The 19,164-nt window shown below is 66.7% G+C and carries 20 protein-coding genes and 1 tRNA gene; 12 read left to right on the top strand and 9 right to left on the bottom strand.

Features of this window, described 5'->3' with window-relative positions; genetic code table 11:
- The 4 genes from AB0M74_RS25475 to AB0M74_RS25460 all read left to right on the top strand — a co-directional run.
- The coding region (locus AB0M74_RS25475; RefSeq protein ID WP_366528790.1) for an AMP-binding protein at window positions 1-945 on the top strand (945 nt) is incomplete at its 5' end.
- A gap of 181 nt (window positions 946-1,126) precedes the next feature.
- Complete coding sequence (gene nhaA / locus AB0M74_RS25470; protein WP_366528800.1) at window positions 1,127-2,344, top strand: Na+/H+ antiporter NhaA; 1,218 nt, start codon at window positions 1,127-1,129, stop codon at window positions 2,342-2,344.
- Window positions 2,345-2,383: 39 nt separating this feature from the next.
- The gene (locus tag AB0M74_RS25465) at window positions 2,384-2,890 is read left to right on the top strand and encodes a phage holin family protein (RefSeq protein WP_366528789.1); all 507 of its coding nucleotides are present in this window, start codon (window positions 2,384-2,386) and stop codon (window positions 2,888-2,890) included.
- A gap of 116 nt (window positions 2,891-3,006) precedes the next feature.
- On the top strand, window positions 3,007-3,942 hold the full coding sequence (locus AB0M74_RS25460; protein WP_366528788.1) for an alpha/beta hydrolase: 936 nt from the start codon (window positions 3,007-3,009) through the stop codon (window positions 3,940-3,942).
- Between the two features lie 51 nt (window positions 3,943-3,993).
- On the opposite strand, the gene AB0M74_RS25455 is transcribed toward AB0M74_RS25460, so the two are convergent.
- The 4 genes from AB0M74_RS25455 to nth are packed head-to-tail and all read right to left on the bottom strand — an operon-like array spanning window position 3,994 to window position 7,329.
- On the bottom strand, window positions 3,994-5,187 hold the full coding sequence (locus tag AB0M74_RS25455) for a MarP family serine protease (RefSeq protein ID WP_366528787.1): 1,194 nt from the start codon (window positions 5,185-5,187) through the stop codon (window positions 3,994-3,996).
- On the bottom strand, window positions 5,184-5,900 hold the full coding sequence (locus AB0M74_RS25450) for a CoA pyrophosphatase (protein WP_366528786.1): 717 nt from the start codon (window positions 5,898-5,900) through the stop codon (window positions 5,184-5,186). Before AB0M74_RS25450 ends, AB0M74_RS25455 begins: the two co-directional genes overlap by 4 nt.
- A complete protein-coding gene (locus tag AB0M74_RS25445) occupies window positions 5,897-6,526 on the bottom strand; it encodes a TlpA disulfide reductase family protein (RefSeq protein ID WP_366528785.1) in 630 nt (209 codons plus the stop codon). The genes AB0M74_RS25450 and AB0M74_RS25445 overlap by 4 nt, the downstream gene beginning before the upstream one ends.
- On the bottom strand, window positions 6,523-7,329 hold the full coding sequence (gene nth, locus AB0M74_RS25440) for an endonuclease III (RefSeq protein WP_366528799.1): 807 nt from the start codon (window positions 7,327-7,329) through the stop codon (window positions 6,523-6,525). The genes AB0M74_RS25445 and nth overlap by 4 nt, the downstream gene beginning before the upstream one ends.
- A 118-nt stretch (window positions 7,330-7,447) precedes the next feature.
- Between nth and AB0M74_RS25435 the strand changes: the two genes are divergently transcribed.
- Together AB0M74_RS25435 and AB0M74_RS25430 are read left to right on the top strand one after the other, a co-directional pair.
- A complete protein-coding gene (locus AB0M74_RS25435; protein ID WP_366528784.1) occupies window positions 7,448-7,690 on the top strand; it encodes a hypothetical protein in 243 nt (80 codons plus the stop codon).
- A 147-nt stretch (window positions 7,691-7,837) separates the two neighbouring features.
- Window positions 7,838-8,512: a Crp/Fnr family transcriptional regulator gene (locus AB0M74_RS25430; RefSeq protein WP_014348619.1), complete on the top strand. Its 675-nt coding sequence runs from the start codon at window positions 7,838-7,840 to the stop codon at window positions 8,510-8,512.
- 110 nt (window positions 8,513-8,622) lie between these two features.
- Here the strand turns inward: AB0M74_RS25430 and AB0M74_RS25425 are convergent, their stop codons facing one another.
- The 3 genes from AB0M74_RS25425 to AB0M74_RS25415 are packed head-to-tail and all read right to left on the bottom strand — an operon-like array spanning window position 8,623 to window position 10,109.
- Window positions 8,623-9,420: an MBL fold metallo-hydrolase gene (locus AB0M74_RS25425; RefSeq protein ID WP_366528783.1), complete on the bottom strand. Its 798-nt coding sequence runs from the start codon at window positions 9,418-9,420 to the stop codon at window positions 8,623-8,625.
- A 43-nt stretch (window positions 9,421-9,463) separates the two neighbouring features.
- The gene (locus AB0M74_RS25420; RefSeq protein ID WP_366528782.1) at window positions 9,464-9,922 is read right to left on the bottom strand and encodes a RidA family protein; all 459 of its coding nucleotides are present in this window, start codon (window positions 9,920-9,922) and stop codon (window positions 9,464-9,466) included.
- Window positions 9,923-9,938: 16 nt separating this feature from the next.
- Complete coding sequence (locus AB0M74_RS25415; RefSeq protein WP_366528803.1) at window positions 9,939-10,109, bottom strand: hypothetical protein; 171 nt, start codon at window positions 10,107-10,109, stop codon at window positions 9,939-9,941.
- A gap of 183 nt (window positions 10,110-10,292) precedes the next feature.
- Here AB0M74_RS25415 and AB0M74_RS25410 point away from each other — a divergent pair, with 183 nt between their 5' ends.
- Both AB0M74_RS25410 and AB0M74_RS25405 read left to right on the top strand, forming a co-directional pair.
- Window positions 10,293-11,312 (top strand): ArsA-related P-loop ATPase, encoded by a 1,020-nt coding sequence (locus tag AB0M74_RS25410; RefSeq protein WP_366528798.1) that lies wholly within the window; start codon window positions 10,293-10,295, stop codon window positions 11,310-11,312.
- A complete protein-coding gene (locus tag AB0M74_RS25405) occupies window positions 11,309-12,457 on the top strand; it encodes an ArsA family ATPase (protein WP_366528781.1) in 1,149 nt (382 codons plus the stop codon). The genes AB0M74_RS25410 and AB0M74_RS25405 overlap by 4 nt, the downstream gene beginning before the upstream one ends.
- A gap of 62 nt (window positions 12,458-12,519) precedes the next feature.
- On the opposite strand, the gene AB0M74_RS25400 is transcribed toward AB0M74_RS25405, so the two are convergent.
- Window positions 12,520-12,843 (bottom strand): WhiB family transcriptional regulator, encoded by a 324-nt coding sequence (locus tag AB0M74_RS25400; protein WP_305082794.1) that lies wholly within the window; start codon window positions 12,841-12,843, stop codon window positions 12,520-12,522.
- Window positions 12,844-13,180: 337 nt separating this feature from the next.
- On the opposite strand from AB0M74_RS25400, the gene AB0M74_RS25395 reads away from it, so the two are divergent.
- The gene (locus AB0M74_RS25395) at window positions 13,181-15,556 is read left to right on the top strand and encodes a penicillin-binding protein (protein WP_366528780.1); all 2,376 of its coding nucleotides are present in this window, start codon (window positions 13,181-13,183) and stop codon (window positions 15,554-15,556) included.
- A 60-nt stretch (window positions 15,557-15,616) separates the two neighbouring features.
- On the opposite strand, the gene AB0M74_RS25390 is transcribed toward AB0M74_RS25395, so the two are convergent.
- Window positions 15,617-16,081 carry a GatB/YqeY domain-containing protein gene (locus tag AB0M74_RS25390; RefSeq protein ID WP_366528779.1) on the bottom strand — a complete coding sequence of 155 codons (465 nt, stop codon included), beginning with the start codon at window positions 16,079-16,081 and terminating at the stop codon, window positions 15,617-15,619.
- A gap of 133 nt (window positions 16,082-16,214) precedes the next feature.
- On the opposite strand from AB0M74_RS25390, the gene AB0M74_RS25385 reads away from it, so the two are divergent.
- The 3 genes from AB0M74_RS25385 to AB0M74_RS25375 all read left to right on the top strand — a co-directional run bounded on the left by AB0M74_RS25385 (window position 16,215) and on the right by AB0M74_RS25375 (window position 18,973).
- Window positions 16,215-17,177: a metallophosphoesterase gene (locus tag AB0M74_RS25385; protein WP_366528778.1), complete on the top strand. Its 963-nt coding sequence runs from the start codon at window positions 16,215-16,217 to the stop codon at window positions 17,175-17,177.
- Between the two features lie 40 nt (window positions 17,178-17,217).
- A complete protein-coding gene (locus tag AB0M74_RS25380) occupies window positions 17,218-18,840 on the top strand; it encodes a hypothetical protein (RefSeq protein WP_366528777.1) in 1,623 nt (540 codons plus the stop codon).
- Between the two features lie 59 nt (window positions 18,841-18,899).
- Window positions 18,900-18,973, top strand: a tRNA-Pro gene (locus tag AB0M74_RS25375).
- The last annotated feature ends 191 nt before the right edge of the window (window positions 18,974-19,164 follow it).

Raw genomic sequence — 19,164 nt, 5'->3', positions numbered from 1 at the left:
CCCGACGAGCACCGACACTTCGACATCATCGAAAAGTACGGCGTCACCATCTATTACACCGCTCCTACCCTGGTCCGGACGTTCATGAAGTGGGGTAAGGAGATCCCGGCCACGCACGACCTGTCGAGCATCCGGCTGCTCGGTTCGGTGGGTGAGCCGATCAACCCGGAAGCCTGGCGCTGGTACCGCGAGGTGATCGGCGCGGGCTCGGCCCCGATCGTGGACACCTGGTGGCAGACCGAGACCGGCGCCATCATGATCTCCCCGCTACCCGGCGTCACCGCCGCCAAACCGGGCGCAGCCATGACACCGCTGCCCGGTATTTCGGCAACCGTCGTCGACGAAGAAGGTAAGCCGGTGCAACTCGGTGAGTCCGAGGCCAACGGCTACCTGGTGCTCGACCAGCCGTGGCCGTCGATGCTGCGCGGCATCTGGGGCGACATGGAGCGGTACCGGGCCACCTACTGGGAGCGCTACGCCGAGCAGGGCTGGTACTTCGCCGGTGACGGCGCCAAGCTCGACGCCGACGGCGACCTGTGGGTGCTCGGCCGGGTCGACGACGTGATGAATGTGTCCGGTCACCGCATCTCCACCGCCGAGGTCGAATCCGCCCTCGTCGGACACTCCGGAGTCGCCGAGGCCGCCGTCGTCGGCGCCAGCGACGACACCACCGGTCAGGGCATCGTCGCGTTCGTCATCCTGACCGCCGAGGCCGAGGACACCGGCGCCGCGCTGGTCGACGAGCTCAAGGCAGAGGTGTCGCGCGAGATCAGCCCGATCGCGCGGCCGCGGGAGATCCACGTCGTCCCCGAGTTGCCCAAAACCCGCAGCGGCAAGATCATGCGCAGACTGCTGCGCGACGTCGCGGAGGGCCGCGAACTCGGCGACACCTCGACCCTGGTCGATCCGAACGTTTTCGAGGCGATCCGGTCCAGTCGCGCCTGATCCGTTTCGGGCAGAACAGCGCATGATAGGGCCGGTGACGATCTTCGTCACCGGCCCTATCCGTTAGGATTGCGTAAGGTGTGCCGGGAAGTCTGGTCGGCATGCGGTCGCGTACCCCGACGCCGATTCGGTGGGATTGTGCGCCCGCAGCCTTGACCACCCTGCCGGAAGGTTTCCCGTGATCACCCAAGTGCGCTCGGAATTGACGCGGTATCTGCGTACCGAAACCGTCGGCGGCGCAATACTTCTGATCGCGGCCGCCACCGCATTGTTGTGGGTGAACTCGCCGTGGGGTGCGGGCTACGCAACGATGACCGAGACGGTGCTGTCCATCCCGCCGCTGCACCTGGATCTGACACTGGCCGACTGGACCAAGGACGGTCTGCTCACCGTGTTCTTCTTCGTCGCGGGACTGGAGCTCAAACGCGAGCTCGTCGTCGGTGAGCTCGCCGATCCCAAACGGGCCGCGCTGCCGATCATCGCGGCGTTCGGTGGTGTTGTCACTCCCGCGCTGATCGCGTTCCTGGTCGGCTTCGGCGCCGAGGGGATGGATCGCGGCTGGGCCATTCCGGTGGCCACCGATATCGCCTTCGCGCTGGCCGTGCTCGCGATGACCGGTTCCCGCATTCCGGCCAGCGCTCGGGTGTTCCTGCTCAGTCTCGCGGTGGTCGACGATCTGCTCGCCATCCTGCTCATCGCGGTGCTGTTCACCAGCTCCGTCGCGATGCTGTGGCTACTGGCCGCCGCGGCCTGTTTCGGCGGCTGGGCGCTGGCCCAGCACCGGCGGATCAGTTCGCCGCTCGTCTACCTACCACTGGCGTTGGTCGCCTGGTACGCGCTGCACGAGGCGGGCATCCATCCGACCCTGGCAGGTGTCGGGCTCGGCCTGCTGACCCGCGTCCGGCTCGACAAGGGCGAGCAGCAAGCACCTGCCACCCGGCTAGAGCATCTGATCCAGCCCATCTCGGCCGGGCTGTGTGTACCGCTGTTCGCGCTGTTCGCCTCCGGGGTTCCCCTGGACGGCAAGATCTTCGGGCAGTTGTTCACCAACAGGCTGTCTCTTGCCATCATTCTCGGGCTACTGCTCGGCAAGACCATCGGCATCTTCGGGATCAGCTGCCTGGCAATCCGGTTCGGCGTCGCCGAACGCCCGGCCGATCTCGACTACCGCGACATGTTCGCACTGTCGGTGCTCGGCGCGATCGGCTTCACGGTTAGCCTTCTTGTGGCAGAGCTCGCGTTGGCCTCCGTCGGAGACGGCTCCGCCGTCGAATTGGCGAAGGCAGCGGTGTTGGTGACATCAATGGCGGCGTCGCTCACCGGTTCGGCGCTACTGTTGCGGCGTGGGCGTGTCCACCAAGCGCGTCGTGACGCACGCGCGCGACAACCAGAAGAGTGAGGCCGAGGCAGTGTCGGGACAGGGAGAAGGGTCGACCAAGTGAGTTTCACAGACGGCGGTAACGGAACCGACGCAAGGCGCGACCGCACGGTCACCTCGATTCCGCTCACCGACGCCAACCCCAACGGGTCGGCCACCTTCGGCAGCCTGGTCCGCGACGCGACCGAACAGATGTCGACACTGGTGCGCGCCGAGGTAGAGCTGGCCAAGGCCGAGGTTACCGGCGAGATCAAGAAGGGGCTGCAGGGCAGCGTCTACTTCATCCTCGCGCTCACCGTGCTGCTGTTCAGCACCTTCTTCTTTTTCTTCTTCCTCGGCGAGCTGCTCGATGTCTGGCTGGCACGGTGGGCGGCGTTCCTGATCGTGTTCCTGCTGATGGTCGCCGCGACGGCGGGCCTGGCCGGACTCGGCTATCTGCGAGTGAAGAAGCTGCGCGCACCGGAAAAGACGATCGATTCGCTGAAACAGGCCCGCACGGTTTTGCCGAGCGGCTTCGGCTCCAGTGCGCACGAGCAACAGCTCTCCCTCGACAAGCCTCGCGACTGAGGCGACCGCCGGACCCGCAGACCAGGCGATGCTCGGCCCGGCACGGAGGTCGACGAGCCTCCATCCGGCCGCGCCGACTAGGCGCTACCGCACGCCGACCACTAGGCTCGATCGGCGTGTCGTCGAACCCATTTCCGGATCCGTCCAGCGTCCGTTTCGACGGACCATGGACGCATCGGGACGTTCATGCCAACGGCATTCGATTCCATGTCGTAGAGGCCAGTCCCGACCGCGCGGATGCGCCGTTGGTCGTGCTGCTGCACGGCTTCGCGGACTTCTGGTGGTCCTGGCGGCACCAGCTGACCGGACTCACCGAACTCGGCTACCGGGCGGTGGCGGTAGACCTGCGCGGCTACGGCGATAGCGATAAACCACCGCGCGGCTATGACGGCTGGACGCTCGCGGGTGATGTCGCCGGGCTCATCCGTGCACTCGGCTACACCGAGGCCACCCTCGTCGGCCACGCCGAGGGCGGGCTGGTGTGCTGGACGACCGCGGTGCTGCACCCACGGCTGGTGCGTTCGATCGCACTGGTGAGCTCGCCACATCCGGCGGCGCTCAAGAGCGCGGTGCTGCGGGACGGCCGCCAGCGCAGAGCCTGGCTGCCGAACTTCCTGCGCTATCAGCTGCCCAGGTATCCCGAGGGCCGGTTGACCGCCCGGGACGGCTTCGAGGTCGAGCGGCTGCTACGCCAGCGCGTCAGCGGATCATGGTCGGGCACCGCCGAGTTCGTCGACACCGCTCGCCGGATACGCTCGGCCATCCAGATCCCCGGTGCGGCGCACTGCGCGCTGGAATACCAGCGCTGGGCCTTCCGCAGCCAGTGGCGTCCCGACGGCAGGCGCTTCATGGCAACCATGCGCGAAGCCATCGACATCCCGGTGCTCGCCCTGCACGGCGAACTGGACAATTATCTGCTGCACAGCACCGTTCAGCGCGGGCAGCAATGGTCGCCGCAACGGCGCCTGGTCACCGTGCCGGATGCAGCGCACTTCGCGCATCAGGAGAACCCGGACGCGGTCACGGCGGAATTGGCCAAATTTCTCGCCTGATCAGCCGTGTCCAGGGACTATCCGAGTGCCGCGCTTGTTCAACGCAATTGATCAGCTGAGCACGCAGGCTCCGGTATCGACCGCGGCGGTCGCGCCGGTGGCGATATCCAAATCGGGGCGGACCTCGGCAAGGGTGAGCACATAGCCGGTGTCGTCATCGGTGACAGCAGCGCCGAATACCACTCCGAGCACCCGCCCCTCGGTATCCACCAGCGGCCCACCGGAGTTGCCCGCCTGCACACGCCCTCGGATCGTGTAGACCTCCCGTTCGACGGTGCCGTTGCGATAGATGGTCGGTCCGGTCAGATCCAGGGTTTCGCGCACCCGGGCGATGCTGGCGGTATAGCGACCACCCCCGGGATAACCGAGCACGATGGCGCTGTCTCCCGCGTGCGCGGATGCGGGCGCCTGTGGGACCACCGGAGCGGTCAGACCGGGGACGGCGAGGACCGCGACATCCTTGACCGGGTCGAAGAGCACGACTCTGGCGTCGAGGCTGCTACCGGCGGAGTCCACGCTGATACTGCTCGTTCCGGCGACCACGTGCGCGTTGGTCATGATCCGTTCAGGCGCGATCACGAACCCGGAGCCCTCCAGCGCCCGCTGGCAGCTGGGCGCGATGCCGTGGATGCGCAGGACGCTCTGCTGCAGCGTGGCAGCGACCGGGCTGGAGATCAGGCTGGGATCCGGAGGTTCGACAGCCCTGATCGGTGCGCGGCCGAACGGCCCGATCACGTCCGGCAGCCCGGAAGTGTTCAACAGCTGGGAGAATTCGTTCGGCAACTTGCGCAACCAACTCGGCGCGACGTCGTTGACGTCGGCGAGCACCCGCGAACCATTGATCGCGGTCGCGATGGCCGGCTGTGAGGAGGTGGCCAGTGGCAGGGCCAGCAGCCAGGCGGTGACCAGCACCGCCACTGCCTGCAGCATCGCACCCACCACGCTGTCGAGGCTGCGGGCGAACGGATGCCGCATACCGGCGCGCGCGGCCCGGCCGAGCACCATGCCCGCGACCTCGCCGACGATCACCAGCACCACGATCAGCAAAACGCCGGTGAGCACTCTGGCGCGGCCCTCGTCGACGTGGATCAGGATGTGCGGCGCGATCAGAATGCCCGCGACCGCGCCGAGCACGACGCCGAGGAAGGCGAGCGCGGACGCGACCGCGCCCGATCGCCAGCCCGACGATGCGCACAACAATGCGAGCAGCACGACGGCGATGTCGAGCCAGGCCGATGAACTCATAAGGTCATCCCCACTGCAGCCAGCGAAGTTTCGAGGTCACGCACGTCGTTTCGATCCCAATCCCGCTCCCAGCCCGCGGCTTTGAACAGGCCGGCGAGAATACCGCCGGTCAGGCCCCACACCAGCAGCCCGTCCACCTGGAACGCGGGGCTCTGGTAGCCGAGACTGCCGCGCACCAGAAAGCGGTTGGCTGGATCGAGCAGCTCGGCGAGCGGCACCCGCACCACCCGTTCGGTCTCGGTCTCGTTCACCACGCCGACCGCGCGCGGTGTGCGCCAGTAGGCGACAACCGGGGTCACGTCGAATCGGGACGGCGGCACGAACAGCTTCGGTAGCACCGCAAGAGGTTCCACACCTTCGCGCTCCAGTCCGGTCTCTTCACACGCCTCGCGCAGGGCGGTGTCGATCGGTCCGTCGTCACCTGCCTCGACCTCGCCGCCGGGGAAGGCGACCTGCCCGCGATGCTGGCGCATGGTGGAGGCGCGCTGGGTGAGCAGCACGTCTGCGTCGGCGGGCAACCCGCCCGGTGCAGTGGGATCCGGTTCCGGTGAGCCGCTGAACAACACGAGCACCGCCGCCTGACGCGGCGCGCTGGTGATGGTCATGGCCCTGCGCATCGCACGCGCCAACGACAGCGTGTCGGTGGCATCGGTAGTCGGCTCGGTCGCCTTGCGCAGCCAGGTCGGAATGTTTTCCGGTGTGGGAGTTGTCATGCCGCGACTCCCAGTTCGGTCGCGACGGTGTCGGCGATGTCCTCGACGCCATCGAACGGGCGCACGATCGCCTTCGCAACCGACCCGTCGGCGCGTAGCAACACCGATACCGGCAACACTGCGGGCACTCCGACGGCGTTACGCACTCTGGTGCTCGCGTCGAGCACTCCAGGCAGTGTCACCTTCAGATCCGCCAACAGTGCAAGCCCTCTTGCCTCATCCGGATCGCTGTGCACGGTCAGCACGGTAATAGCGTTCCCCGCTCGTTCGGCGTACTCCTGCAGAAACGGCAACTCTTCGGCGCACGGCCCACACCAATACGCCCACAGATTCAACAGTGCGGGCTTGCCCGCCAGTGCAGCGGCCACGTCGACAGGTTTGCCGTCGGCAAGGCAGCTCAGCGTAATCCCGGCAAGCGGGCCGTGCCCGACCGCGTCCGCCGCGGGCGGTGGGCACGGTGCCAGTCCGGCGGCGGCCCGCAACTGTTCGGGCACCGGTGCGCTCGGAGGGACCCGCGCGCCGTCGATCGACGTGTCGTCGCCGCGCGGCCACAGCGCGACGGTGAGTGCCACCGCGGTGATCAATCCGGCCAATGCCAAGCGTGCCGCGACAGGGACCTGTCTCACCGGCCCACCAGCTCGAGCAAGTGCTCCGCCTCCGGCCCCTTCACGAGCTTCGCCGCGGCCTCCGGGTCGGTCGGCCCGGCCCCGAACGCGGGGCAGTCTTTCGCGAGCACGCACACGCCGCAGGCCGGCTTGCGGGCATGGCACACCCGGCGTCCATGGAAGATCACCCGGTGCGACAGCATCGTCCAATCCTTGCGCTCGATCAGCGCACCGATGATGTGCTCGACCTTCACCGGATCTTCCTCGGCGGTCCATCCCCAGCGCCGTACCAAACGGCCGAAATGGGTGTCGACAGTGATTCCCGGCACGTCGAAAGCATTGCCGAGAATGACGTTCGCGGTCTTGCGACCGATGCCGGGCAACTTCACAAGTTCGTCGAGAGTGTGAGGCAATTCACCGTCGTACCGTTCGACCAGCGCCTGCCCCAGGCCGATCAGCGAGCTCGTCTTGTTACGGAAGAACCCCGTCGGGCGGATGTATTCCTCCAGCTCCGCGCGGTTTGCCTCGGCATAAGCGCGCGCGTCTGGATACTTCGCGAACAGCGCGGGTGTGGTCAGGTTCACGCGCTCATCGGTGCACTGCGCGGAAAGTATTGTGGCCACGGCCAATTCGAGCGGTGTCGTGAAGTCCAGCTCACAATGAGCATCCGGAAATGCGACCGTGAGAGTGCGGTACATCCGACGGGCCCTTCGGACAAGGCCGAGCTGAGTTTCCGCTTGTCGAGCCCGGTTTTTCCGTTTCGCAACCGCGACCGTGACCGGCTGCGCATCGGTTGCCGCGGCGGCAGGCGTAGGCCCGCTCATGGCGGCGGTGGAGGGGGAGACACGCACCCGTCCACCATACGGAACCACCCCACAACGGTGCCCGATCAGATCAGCTGCCGTGTTCCATCTGAGACCTCGGCCGTGTTTACTGCTCGATATGCAAGGACTCGCTGTGGTGCTCTTCCCAGTGCTGTTGATGCTGTTCGCACTGGGCATGGAGCGGGTCGAGAATCGGCTCCGAAAGCTTCTCGAACCCGACGAAGAGGTTCAGCAGTACCTAGATAAGGCCAGCAACCCTGAGGTGAAGGAGCTGACGAAGCTCGGACTGCCGACCGCGGTGGCACGGATGCGCAAGCGCCGGTCCCGTGGAGAAGAAATGGACATCGCTCGCGCTAGCTGAGCAGGGGACCGAACCCCTACCGGCGCGGCGCGCAATCCACTCGTTACGTGGTGTCTGTCACTGCGCTGCCCCGATGCCGCGTAGACTGCGCTGTTGGCCGAATCGCTTCGGTCCAGGACAGAGCCATTTCCCATAAGGAGCACATTCGTGGACGAGGCCCTCGCCAGAGCAGGCATCTTCCAAGGCGTAGAGCCCACCGCGGTAGCGGCTCTCGCCAAACAACTGCAGCCCGTGGATTTTCCGCGCGGCCACGTCATTTTCAACGAGGGCGAACCCGGCGACCGGTTGTACATCATCACGTCCGGCAAGGTGAAGATCGGACGACGTTCCCCGGACGGCAGGGAAAACCTGCTGACCATCATGGGTCCGTCCGACATGTTCGGTGAGCTGTCGATCTTCGACCCCGGCCCGCGCACCTCGACCGCAACCACCGTGACCGAAGTCCGCGCGGTCACCATGGACCGTGAGGCACTCAAGTCCTGGATCGACCAGCGGCCGGAGATCGCCGAGCAGCTGCTTCGGGTTCTCGCCCGGCGTCTGCGTCGCACCAACAACAACCTCGCCGACCTCATCTTCACCGATGTTCCCGGCCGGGTTGCCAAGGCGCTGCTGCAGCTGGCTCAGCGCTTCGGCACCCAGGAGGCGGGCGCGCTGCGGGTCACCCATGACCTCACTCAGGAGGAGATCGCCCAGCTGGTCGGCGCTTCCCGCGAAACCGTGAACAAGGCGCTCGCCGACTTCGCGCACCGTGGTTGGCTGCGGCTGGAGGGCAAGAGCGTGCTCATCTCCGACTCCGAGCGACTGGCCCGACGCGCACGCTGAGCCGCCCCTTCGGGCAGCTTCCTACGTCGTCCCGGCGAACGCTGGGATCGAGTCGTAACACCTGCTCTAGGTGTTGCGACTGGATCCCGGCGTTCGCCCGGGTGACGTTCTCAGGCGTGCTGACTGCGCAAATACTCCAGCTGCGCCTGCACCGAGCTGCGGGCGGCAAGCCACAGTCGCTTGTCGACATCGGCGTATACCTTCCGCACCACCGCCATCGCACCCGCGTCCGGTCCGAGCACGCGCAGCGCCTCGCGCACCTGCTCGAGTCGTTCGTGCCGATGCGCGATGTAGTACCTGGCAACCGGCTCCAGATCCGGATGATCCGGTCCGTGCGCGGGCAGCAGTGCGCGCCCCGCACCCACTTCTACCAGCCGATCCAGTGAGTTCAGATAGTCGGCCAGCGTGCCGTCGCTGGAATCGAGCACGGTGGTGCCGCTGCCGAGAATGGTGTCACCCGTCAGCACCGCATCGTCGAGGATGAAACTCACCGAATCGAGGGTGTGTCCCGGGGTGGCGAGGACGGTGATGCGCAGTCCGGCCGCCTCGATCACCTCGCCGTCGACCAGCGGTGCCTCGGAGTCGTGCAGGAACTCGGCCGTCCTGGCCCGCACCGGAGTACCGGTGAGCTCGACAAGACGGTCGACGCCACCGGTGTGATCGTGATGACGGTGGGTGATCAGCGTGAGGACGATATTGCCCTCGGTGACCCGGGCGATGGCCTCGCTGTGCGCTGTGTCCTTCGGCCCCGGGTCGACCACCACATAACCCGACTCACCCGGTGCGCGCAGAATCCAGGTGTTGGTGCCCTCCAGGGTCATCTGCCCAGGATTGTCCGCCAACAGGACCGCCGCGGTCGGCGTGACCTGCCGCAGCTGCCCGTACGCGGGATGAGTCAGCGTCGTCATCGGATTACCCCAGTCGATCGAAATTGGTGTTCCGAGAACCTGTTTAACGCACCTCGACGATGATCTCGACCTCGACCGGGGTGTCCATGGGCAAATCGGAAACGCCCACCGCAGAACGTGCGTGCACGCCCGCGTCACCGAACACCTCACCGAAAAGCTCGGAGGCACCGTTGATCACCGCAGGCTGGCCCCCGAATCCGGGCGCGGACGCCACGAATCCGACTACCTTCACAACCCGCACTACCGCGTCCAAGCCGACCAGGGCGTGCACCGCCGCGAGTGCGTTCAGCGCACACTGCTGCGCCGCGGCCTTGGCATCCTCGACCGAAACCTCAGCGCCGACCTTGCCGGTTATCGACAGTTTCCCGTCGACGAACGGCAGCTGACCGGAGGTGTAGACGAGCGAACCGGTGCGGACCGCCGGGATATAGGCCGCAACCGGAGCTGCCACCGGGGGCAGAGTCAGTCCGAGTCGGGCGAGGTTCTTCTCCCACTGGGTCACTGGTCTTTCCCCTTCTCTACTTCGGGCGCTTGAGGTAGGCGACGTGCTGCTCGCCGGTCGGGCCGGGCAGCACAGTGACAAGCTCCCAGCCCGTTTCACCCCACTGGTCCAGGATCTGCTTGGTCGCGTGCGTCAACAGCGGAACGGTCGCGTACTCCCACACAGTCACATCTCTCACATCACTCATAGCGCTGAGCGTATAGATGCGCGTGACCCGCCGCGCCTGCGGCACGGTGTCTGTACCGGCCTCGCGCATCATGACGTCTCACTGTCTGGTACAGAACGGGCGTCAAACCGACCAGTAACCCTATCCCTCGGGCGCGATCTCAGCACGGGTTATAGGCTCGCGATCGTGGGAGTACCAACAGCAGTGCCCATTTCGGCGGAGCCGGGGCTAGAAACGGGTTGGCCGGCGCGCGCGGAAAAAGCCCGCTTGCACTACGTGTCGGGAAAAGGGGGAACCGGGAAGTCCACGGTCGCCGCGGCACTCGCACTGGCCCTCGCCGCGGGTGGGCGGCGGGTACTGCTTGTCGAGGTGGAGAGCAGGCAGTCCATTGCCCAGCTGTTCGATCTGCCACCGCTGCCGCCGACCGAAACCAGGATCGCCACCGCCGACGGCGGCGGCGAGGTGGTCGCGCTCGCACTCGATATCGAGCATGCCTTCCTCGAATACCTGGATATGTTCTACAACCTCGGCTTCGCCGGACGGGCGATGCGGCGCATGGGCGCCATCGAGTTCGTCACCACGATCGCACCCGGCCTGCGCGACGTCATCCTGACCGGCAAAATCAAGGAGTGCGTGGTCCGCACGGACAAGTCCGGCCGGCTCGCCTACGACGAAATCGTGGTGGACGCGCCGCCGACCGGCCGGATCGCCGGCTTCCTCGACGTCACCCAGGCCATGGCCGAGGTGGCCAAGGGTGGCCCGATCGCCTCGCAATCCGAGGGTGTTTCGAAACTGCTGCACTCCGATCAAACAATGATTCACCTGGTCACCCTGCTCGAAGCACTGCCGGTGCAGGAGACCGCCGACGCGATCGCCGAGCTCACCGCCGCCGATCTGCGGATCGGCGCGGTGATCGTGAACCGGGCGAGCAAAGGCCTGCTGCCCGCCGAGGTGCGCGGCAAGGCCGCGCAGGGTGACATCGATGGTGACGCCATCAGGGCCGGGCTCATGAAGGCCGGTATCTCGTTGTCCGACCAGGACTTCCAGGGTCTGATCACCGAAACCGTCGAGCATTCGGCCACCCTGCAGGCGCAGGACGACAGCGCTGCCGAGCTCGCCAAGGTCGACGTGTCGCGCCTGTATCTGCCGGCCCTCGCGGACGGCATCGACCTCGGTGGCCTGTATGAATTGGCCGAACATCTGAGCACGCAGGGAGTCCGATGAGCACGCCGAATGTGGCTGTGCCACTGGATGTTTCAAAGATCATCGCGGACCCGACCGCTCGGATCGTCGTCTGCTGCGGTTCCGGAGGCGTCGGCAAGACCACCACGGCGGCGGCGATCGGGCTGCGCGCGGCCGAACTGGGCCGCAAGGTTGTGGTGTTGACCATCGACCCGGCCCGCCGACTGGCCCAGTCACTCGGCGTCGCCGATCTGGACAACGCCCCACAGCGGGTGCCGCTGGGCCCCGATGCCAAAGGCGAACTGCACGCGATGATGCTCAACATGCGCCGCACCTTCGACGACATGGTGCTCGAGCACACCAGCCCGGACAAGGCCGAGCAGATTTTCGCCAACCCGTTCTACCAAACCGTCGCCTCCTCCTTCGGCGGAACGCAGGAGTACATGGCGATGGAGAAGCTCGGGCAGCTGGCGGGGCGCAAGGAGTGGGACCTGATCGTGGTCGACACGCCACCGTCGCGCAACGCCCTCGACTTCCTGGACGCGCCCAAGCGGCTCGGAAACTTCCTCAACGGCAGGATGATCCGGGTCATCATGGCCCCCGGCCGCGGCGTCACCCGACTGGTGACCGGCGCGATGAGCCTGGCGGTGCGCGGTGTGTCCACCATCGTCGGCGGCCAGATGCTCAAGGACGCGTCGAATTTCCTGCAGTCACTGGAGTCGCTGTTCGGCGGATTCCAGGATCGCGCCGACCGGACCTACGCGATGCTGTCCCAACCGGGCACGCACTTCCTGGTGGTCGCGGCCGCCGAGCCCGATGCGCTGCGCGAGGCTTCGTTCTTCGTCGACCGGCTCTCGACCGAACATATGCCGTTGGCCGGACTGGTGCTGAACCGGACGCATCCGGTGTTGAGCACGCTGTCTGCCGATCACGCCTTGACCGCCGCCGACCAATTGGCCGAGACCGATCCGATCACCTCGTCGATGCTGCGCATCCATGCTCAGCGGGTTGCCACCGCAAAACGCGAACAGCATCTGCTGCACCGTTTTACGGGTGCACATCCGCGGGTTCCGATCGTCTCGGTGACCGCGCTGCCTTTCGAAGTTTCCGACCTGGAAGCGCTGCAAGCGGTCGGAGATCAGCTCACGGGGGCCCCTGCTCCCGAGCCGGTCGTGATATCCGATTGATATAGGCCGCTCAACGCCGACCGAGCCCGCTTTCGCGGGCTCGGCGGTATTTCGGCCAGGGACTAGATCGCCACCTGATGCTGGCGCTGCGCCTGGAAGAAGTCCGACCAGGACGTCACCTCAGGGTGTTGCTTGAGCAGCGCGCGCCGCTGCCGCTCGGTCATTCCTCCCCACACACCGAACTCGACACGATTGTCGAGTGCGTCGGCCCCACACTGCATCAGCACCGGGCAGTGCCTGCAGATAGTCGCAGCTTTGCGCTGGGCAGCGCCACGGACGAACAGTTGATCGGGATCTACTTCCTTGCATCGCGCCTGGGCCACCCAGGCGATCCTTGCTTCGGCCTGCTCTACGTCCAATCGAGCGATGGGGGTTGTCATGTGCATTTGGTGTGCCCCTTTGCAGTCCGAACACCGGTAAACGGCGCTCCAGAATCGCGTGTCAGCCTCGCAGCAACCCAATCCCCGCTGCGAACTGCACCACATTCCACATTTGAGTGTTAGCTCTATCACACTGGGTTCTCAATCTAGGTAAAGGTATGCCCCGAGCGCAAGACCGTTCTGAGACTTTTTGGTACGTCCGTCCCTCCAAACGTGATAGAGAACCGGGCGGTCGACTCGACACGCAGTTGGCCCTTTTGCGACACGCCGAAACCCGTCTGACGACACGCCCGTACGGCCTCACGAACCGCGAGATCCGGTCAGAACACCACCCCGTAGGCTGATGATCGTGCCGATCACACAAACGCTCGCGAGGCTGGCCGGCAGCTGCGCGCTCGCCGCGGTGCTCATCGCGGGGATGCTGTTCCCCCTCGCAGGCGGCTTCGGGTTCGTGTCCAACCGCGCCGCCGACGCAGTCGACAACGTGTCAGCGGAGTTGGTCGAGGGCACTGTCCCCGCCGTCTCCACCATGGTCGACGCGAGCGGAACACCGATCGCCTGGCTTTACGAGCAGCGCCGCTTCGAGGTTCCCAGCGACAAGATCTCCAACAACATGAAGTTGGCGATCGTCTCCATCGAGGACCGGCGCTTCGCCGAGCATGCGGGGGTGGACTGGCAGGGCACGATGCGCGCCTTCCTCACCAACACGACCAGCGGCGAGGTCCAGCAGGGCGCATCGACGCTCGACCAGCAGTATGTGAAGAACTTCCAGCTCCTCGTCGTCGCCAAGACCGACGCCGAACGCCGTGCCGCCATCGAGACCTCTCCCGCGCGCAAGATTCGCGAGATCCGGATGGCGCTCACCCTGGACTCGGAGCTGACCAAGGACGAAATCCTCACCAGGTATCTGAACCTGGTCCCCTTCGGCAACGCCTCCTACGGGATCCAGGACGCGGCGCATACCTATTTCGGCATCGACGCCGCGGACTTGAACGTGCCACAGTCAGCGATGCTCGCAGGCATGGTGCAGAGCAGCTCGAAGCTGAACCCCTACACCAATCCCGACGGGGTGACCGTTCGGCGCAACACCGTGCTGGACACGATGATCCAGAACATCCCCAGCCGCGCCGAGGAATTCCGCAAAGCCAAAGAAGAACCTCTCGGCGTGCTGCCCGAACCCATGGGCCTGCCGCGCGGCTGCATCGCGGCCAACGATCGGGGCTTCTTCTGCGACTACGCGCTGCAATACCTGGCCAACGCGGGCATCAGCCGCGAACAGATCGACAAGGGCGGTTACCTGATCAAGACCAGCCTCGATCCCGCATTGCAGGACTCGGTGAAGCGGTCGGTATCCGAGGCCGCCAACCCGAACCTCGACGACATTGCTCAGGTCATGTCGGTGGTCGGGCCCGGCCAGGATTCGCATCCGCTGCTGGCGATGGCGAGCAGTCGCACCTACGGCCTGAACCGGGACGCCAACGAAACCGTGCAGCCGCAGCCGTATTCGATGGTCGGTGACGGCGCGGGCTCGATTTTCAAGCTCTTCACCACCGCCGCGGCCATGGAGAAGGGCCTCGGCATCGACGCCCAGCTCGACGTGCCGGGCCGGTTCGAGGCACGAGGCATGGGTAACGGTGGCGCGCGCGGCTGCCCGGCCGCCACCTATTGCGTCGAGAACGCGGGCCGATACAAGTCGCCGATGTCGGTGACCGAGGCGCTGGCGACCTCGCCGAACACCGCGTTCGTCAAGCTGATTCAGGCGGTCGGTGTCACCCCGACCGTCGATATGGCGGTGCGGCTCGGCATGCGCTCCTACACCGAACCGGGCAGCTCCGGGCACGGCAACCAGAGCCTCGCGGACATGATCAAGGACCAGAACCTCGGCTCGTTCACCCTCGGCCCGGTCGCGATCAACCCGCTGGAGCTGTCGAACGTCGCCGCGACGCTCGGCTCCGGCGGCCGGTGGTGCCCCGCCTCACCGATCAAGGAAGTGATCGACCGCTACGGCAAGGTGGTGCCGCTGACCCAGCAGGCCTGCGAGCAGGTCGTCGAGCCCGGCCTGGCGAACACCCTCGCCAACGCCATGAGCAAGGACGACACCAGCGGCACCGCGGCGGGCGCGGCCAAGTCGACCGGCTGGAACCTCCCGCTGTCCGCCAAGACGGGAACGACCGAAAGCCACCGGTCCTCGGCCTTCGTCGGCTTCACCAACTCCCTCGCCGCGGCGGCCTACGTCTATGGCGACAGCCCGACACCCGGCGAGATCTGCTCGTTTCCGCTGCACGGCTGCGGCGACGGCAACCTGTTCGGTGGTAACGAACCGGCGCGCACCTGGTTCAACGCGATCAAGCCGGTGGTGCAGAACTTCCCGCCGCCTGCGCTGCCCCCGCTGGACGACAAGTACGTCCGCGGGTCGAACGGCGCGCAGGTCCCCGATGTCGCAGGCATGCCGCAGGGCGAGGCGACCGGGAAGCTGGTGGCCGCGGGCTTCCAGGTTTCGGCGGTGAACGGCGTCGGATCGCAGCCCAAGGGCACCGTGATGGGGACCGCACCGAACGGTTCGGCGATTCCCGGCTCGGTGATCACCATCTACATCAGTGACGGCACCGAACGGGCCGCACCACCACCGGGTCCGCCGCCGGGCGTCCCCGGCCTGCCGCCGCCACCGCGGTTGCCACCGATCCCGATTCCGATCCCGATCCCCGGCTTCCCCAGATAAAGAACACCGCCGACCCGGACGCAGCGCGCCGGGTCGGCGGTGTTTTCGGTAACGCTATGGCTACAAGCGCGCCTTGACGGCCGCGGAGAGACGCGAACCATCGGCCTTGCCCTTGGCGATCGCGGTCGCGGCTTTCATCACCTGGCCCATCTGACGCATGCCGGGCCGCTCCCCCAGCTGCTCGGCAACCTGCGCGATCGCGGTGTCGGCGACATCCGCGACCTCCGCGTCCGACAGTTGGGTCGGCAGGTACTCGTCGATGATCCGCGCCTCGGCGTGTTCGTTGGCGGCCAGCTCGCCGCGCCCCGCCTGGGCGTAGACCTCGGCCGACTCGCTGCGCTTCTTCGCCTCTTTCTGCAGCACGGCGATGACCTCGGCGTCGGAGAGCTCGCGCGCCTCCGAGCCCGCGACCTCCGCGTTCTGGACGGCGGCCAGCAGCATCCGCAAGGTGGCGAGGCGCAGCTTGTCCTTTGCTTTCATCGCGGCGGTCATATCCGCACGCAGCTGCGATTTGAGTTCCGACATGTGCCACACGGTAGCCGCTCGCTCGGGTCCGGCCCACTACATTTGCCGTGCGGTCCGGTTTCGGGCCCCGCATCCGGACGCTTGTGCGTAAACACACTCAGCGATCCTCCGCGGGGTCACCTATGCTGGGCAAATGCCCGTAATCTCGACCTCCGCCATCCGACGAACCGCGTTGGGAGCCGCCGGGGCCGCGGTGGCCGGTGTCGGCTACGCCTCGTTGATCGAACGAAACGCCTTCGTGCTGCGCGAGGCGACCATGCCGGTGCTGCAGCCGGGTTCGGCATCCCTACGGGTGCTGCACATCAGCGATCTGCACATGATGCCCGGGCAGAAGCTCAAGCAGCAGTGGCTGCGTGAGCTCGATCGACTGGAGCCGGACCTGGTCGTCAATACCGGTGACAACCTGTCGCACCAGAAGTCGGTGCCCGCGGTGGTCCAGGCCCTCGGCGGATTGCTTTCCCGCCCGGGCCTTTTCGTTTTCGGCAGCAATGACTACTTCGCGCCGGTGCCCAAGAACCCGATGAAGTACTTCAAGAAGGACCATCGCCGCGTGTACGGCGCGCCGCTGCCGTGGAAGGACCTGCGCGCGGCGTTCACCGAGCGTGGTTGGCTGGACCTGACCCATGTACGCCGCGATGTCGAGGTGGCCGGCATCCGCATCGCCACCGCCGGTGTCGACGATCCGCACCTGCAGCGCGACCGCTACGACACCGTCGCAGGCGCCCCGAATCCACTGGCCCAGCTGAGCATCGGTCTGACCCACTCGCCGGAGCCGCGGGTGCTGGATCGTTTCGCCGAGGACGGCTACGACCTGGTGATGGCCGGACACACGCACGGTGGCCAGCTATGTCTGCCCGGATACGGTGCGCTGGTGACCAATTGCGGCATCGATCGCTCCCGGGTGAAGGGCGCGTCGAAGTGGGGCGACCACACCCAGCTGTACGTCTCCGCCGGTCTCGGCACCTCGCCGTGGGCGCCGTACCGCTTCTGCTGCCGACCGGAGGCGACGCTGGTGACATTGGTCGCCGCACCACCGAAGCGGCCACTTTCCGATAGCGGGCAGGGCGTTTCGGCTTCGGAGGCCATCGCCCGCTAGGGTCGCTTGCCGAGACTTGGATGTCAGGCAGGGGACAGCGGTGAATGGATTCGACGACCGGCGCAATGACCCGACGGTCCTGGGACAGCCCGGTGCGGCGCATCAGCAACAACCGTATGGGCCAGGGCAATTCGGCCCCGAACGAGACGACGGAGGGCCGACACCCCCGAACCAGGACTGGGCTCCCCCGCCCAGCGGGGCGCACCCCGAGCCGACACTCCAGTGGCAGCCCGCGCCGCCGCCGCAGCCCGACCCCACACTGCAATGGCAGCCCGGCGCGCAGCCGCCGCTGAATCAGCAATGGGAATCCGGCAGCGACCAACAGCCACCGCCGGACCGGCAATGGCAACCCGTCTCGGAGGGGTCGACGCCACAGACCCACTGGGCTCCCGGGTCGGCACAATTCGAACCCACCCTCCTACGACAGCCCGCGCCTGGTGCACAAACCCAGCAGTTCGGTCCCGGCGCGGGCGAACAGACACCACAGAACCAGCAATGGACTCCCACTCCGAGTGGGTCCGCCCCACCCGAACCGACCTATCAGTGGCAGCCCGCACCCGGCGCGCAGAACCCGCAGTGGGGTTCCAGCGCGGGCGAGCAGAACCCGCAATGGGCCCCGAGCTCGACCGGGTCGGCCCAGCCCGAAGCCACCCTGCAATGGCAGCCCGCCGGTACTGCGCAACCGGATCCCACCCCGCAATGGCAACCGAGCTCCGGAGCGCGGGCCCAGCCGGAGCCCACGTTGCACTGGCAGCCCGCCACACCCGCGCAACCCGCCCGGTACGGCGAGGGTCCCCCGATCGAGCAGTTCCCCGCGAACCAGTACGGTGCCGTGCAGCAGGCCTACGGTGCGCCGGTCCAGCACCTCCCGCCGGGCTACGGTCCGCATGGTAGGCCGAGCGGCGGTCGCGGCAAGGCGTGGCTCGCCGCCGCGGTAGCGGCGATCGTGGTCGCGGGTGGTGCGATCGCCGCGGTGGTCGTCGCCGATCGTGGGTCGGACGACACTCGCGCACAGGACACGCCACCGTCGATGGTGAGTGCCCTGACGCCCACGGCGGGGGCGCAGCCGTCGGCGGCGAAGCCGACCGGCTCCAAGCCGGCCCCGACCGGGACCGGCACCCGCAACGAACCCTCGGTCGTGCCCGGCTATCAGGTGGTCGTCGCGCCGGACCGCGGCGCGGCCTATGACGTGCCCGCCGACTGGACAGTCGCTTCAGAGGGCACCTTCGGCGGTTTCGGCGAACCGCCGAACGCCATCGGCGGCAAGGGCTACGCCAGCGAAGGCAAGAGCTACTGCCCAGGGTCCACCCGCACCGTCTCGTTCCTGACCGGCTCCAAGGATTCCGATTCGGCAGGTGCGGCAACGGAAGTCGGTACCAAGACCGCACAACTGGCCTATCACGATGCGCCGGCGACGCCGAGCGGCGGCGAACCGCTCAGCTCGCTCGACGGCAGCCAGCACGGCATGTTCGTCGAGACAAAGGGCACCGTTCCCCAGGCCAAACCGGGCTGCGCCACCGAATACTCGGTGTACACCTTCGCGACGCCCACCGAGAACGGCAGTTTTGTCATGGTGATCGCCGCCGACACCGGCGTGCCCAAGGCTGTCGACGTCGCCACAGCCAAGCAGATCTTCTCCAGCGTCCGCGCGCACGAAGGCTAATTGACCTGCCGGTTTAACGTCTCGACCCTCGCTGTTGTAAGCTACCTCAGGTTCAACAACGGGGTGTGGCGCAGCTTGGTAGCGCGCTTCGTTCGGGACGAAGAGGTCGCAGGTTCAAATCCTGTCACCCCGACTCGTTGGTTGAGACGACAGTAAGGCCCCTGACCGCTTCGGCGGTCGGGGGCCTTACTCGTATGCGGGTGCCCTGCGGTAGTCGAGTGGTGCCGACGGAAAACCGTAAACAATCCGTAAACCGGTTCGTCCAAGCTGAAGGCACAGAAAACAGCGGGCCGGACGGGCCCGCTCAACCGAAGGGAACAACCT

The organism is Nocardia sp. NPDC051463, assembly GCF_040681975.1.
Taxonomy (GTDB): Bacteria; Actinomycetota; Actinomycetes; order Mycobacteriales; family Mycobacteriaceae; genus Nocardia.
Note: the sequence above shows the minus strand (reverse complement) of the source record. Positions and strands in the feature narration are given on the sequence as shown.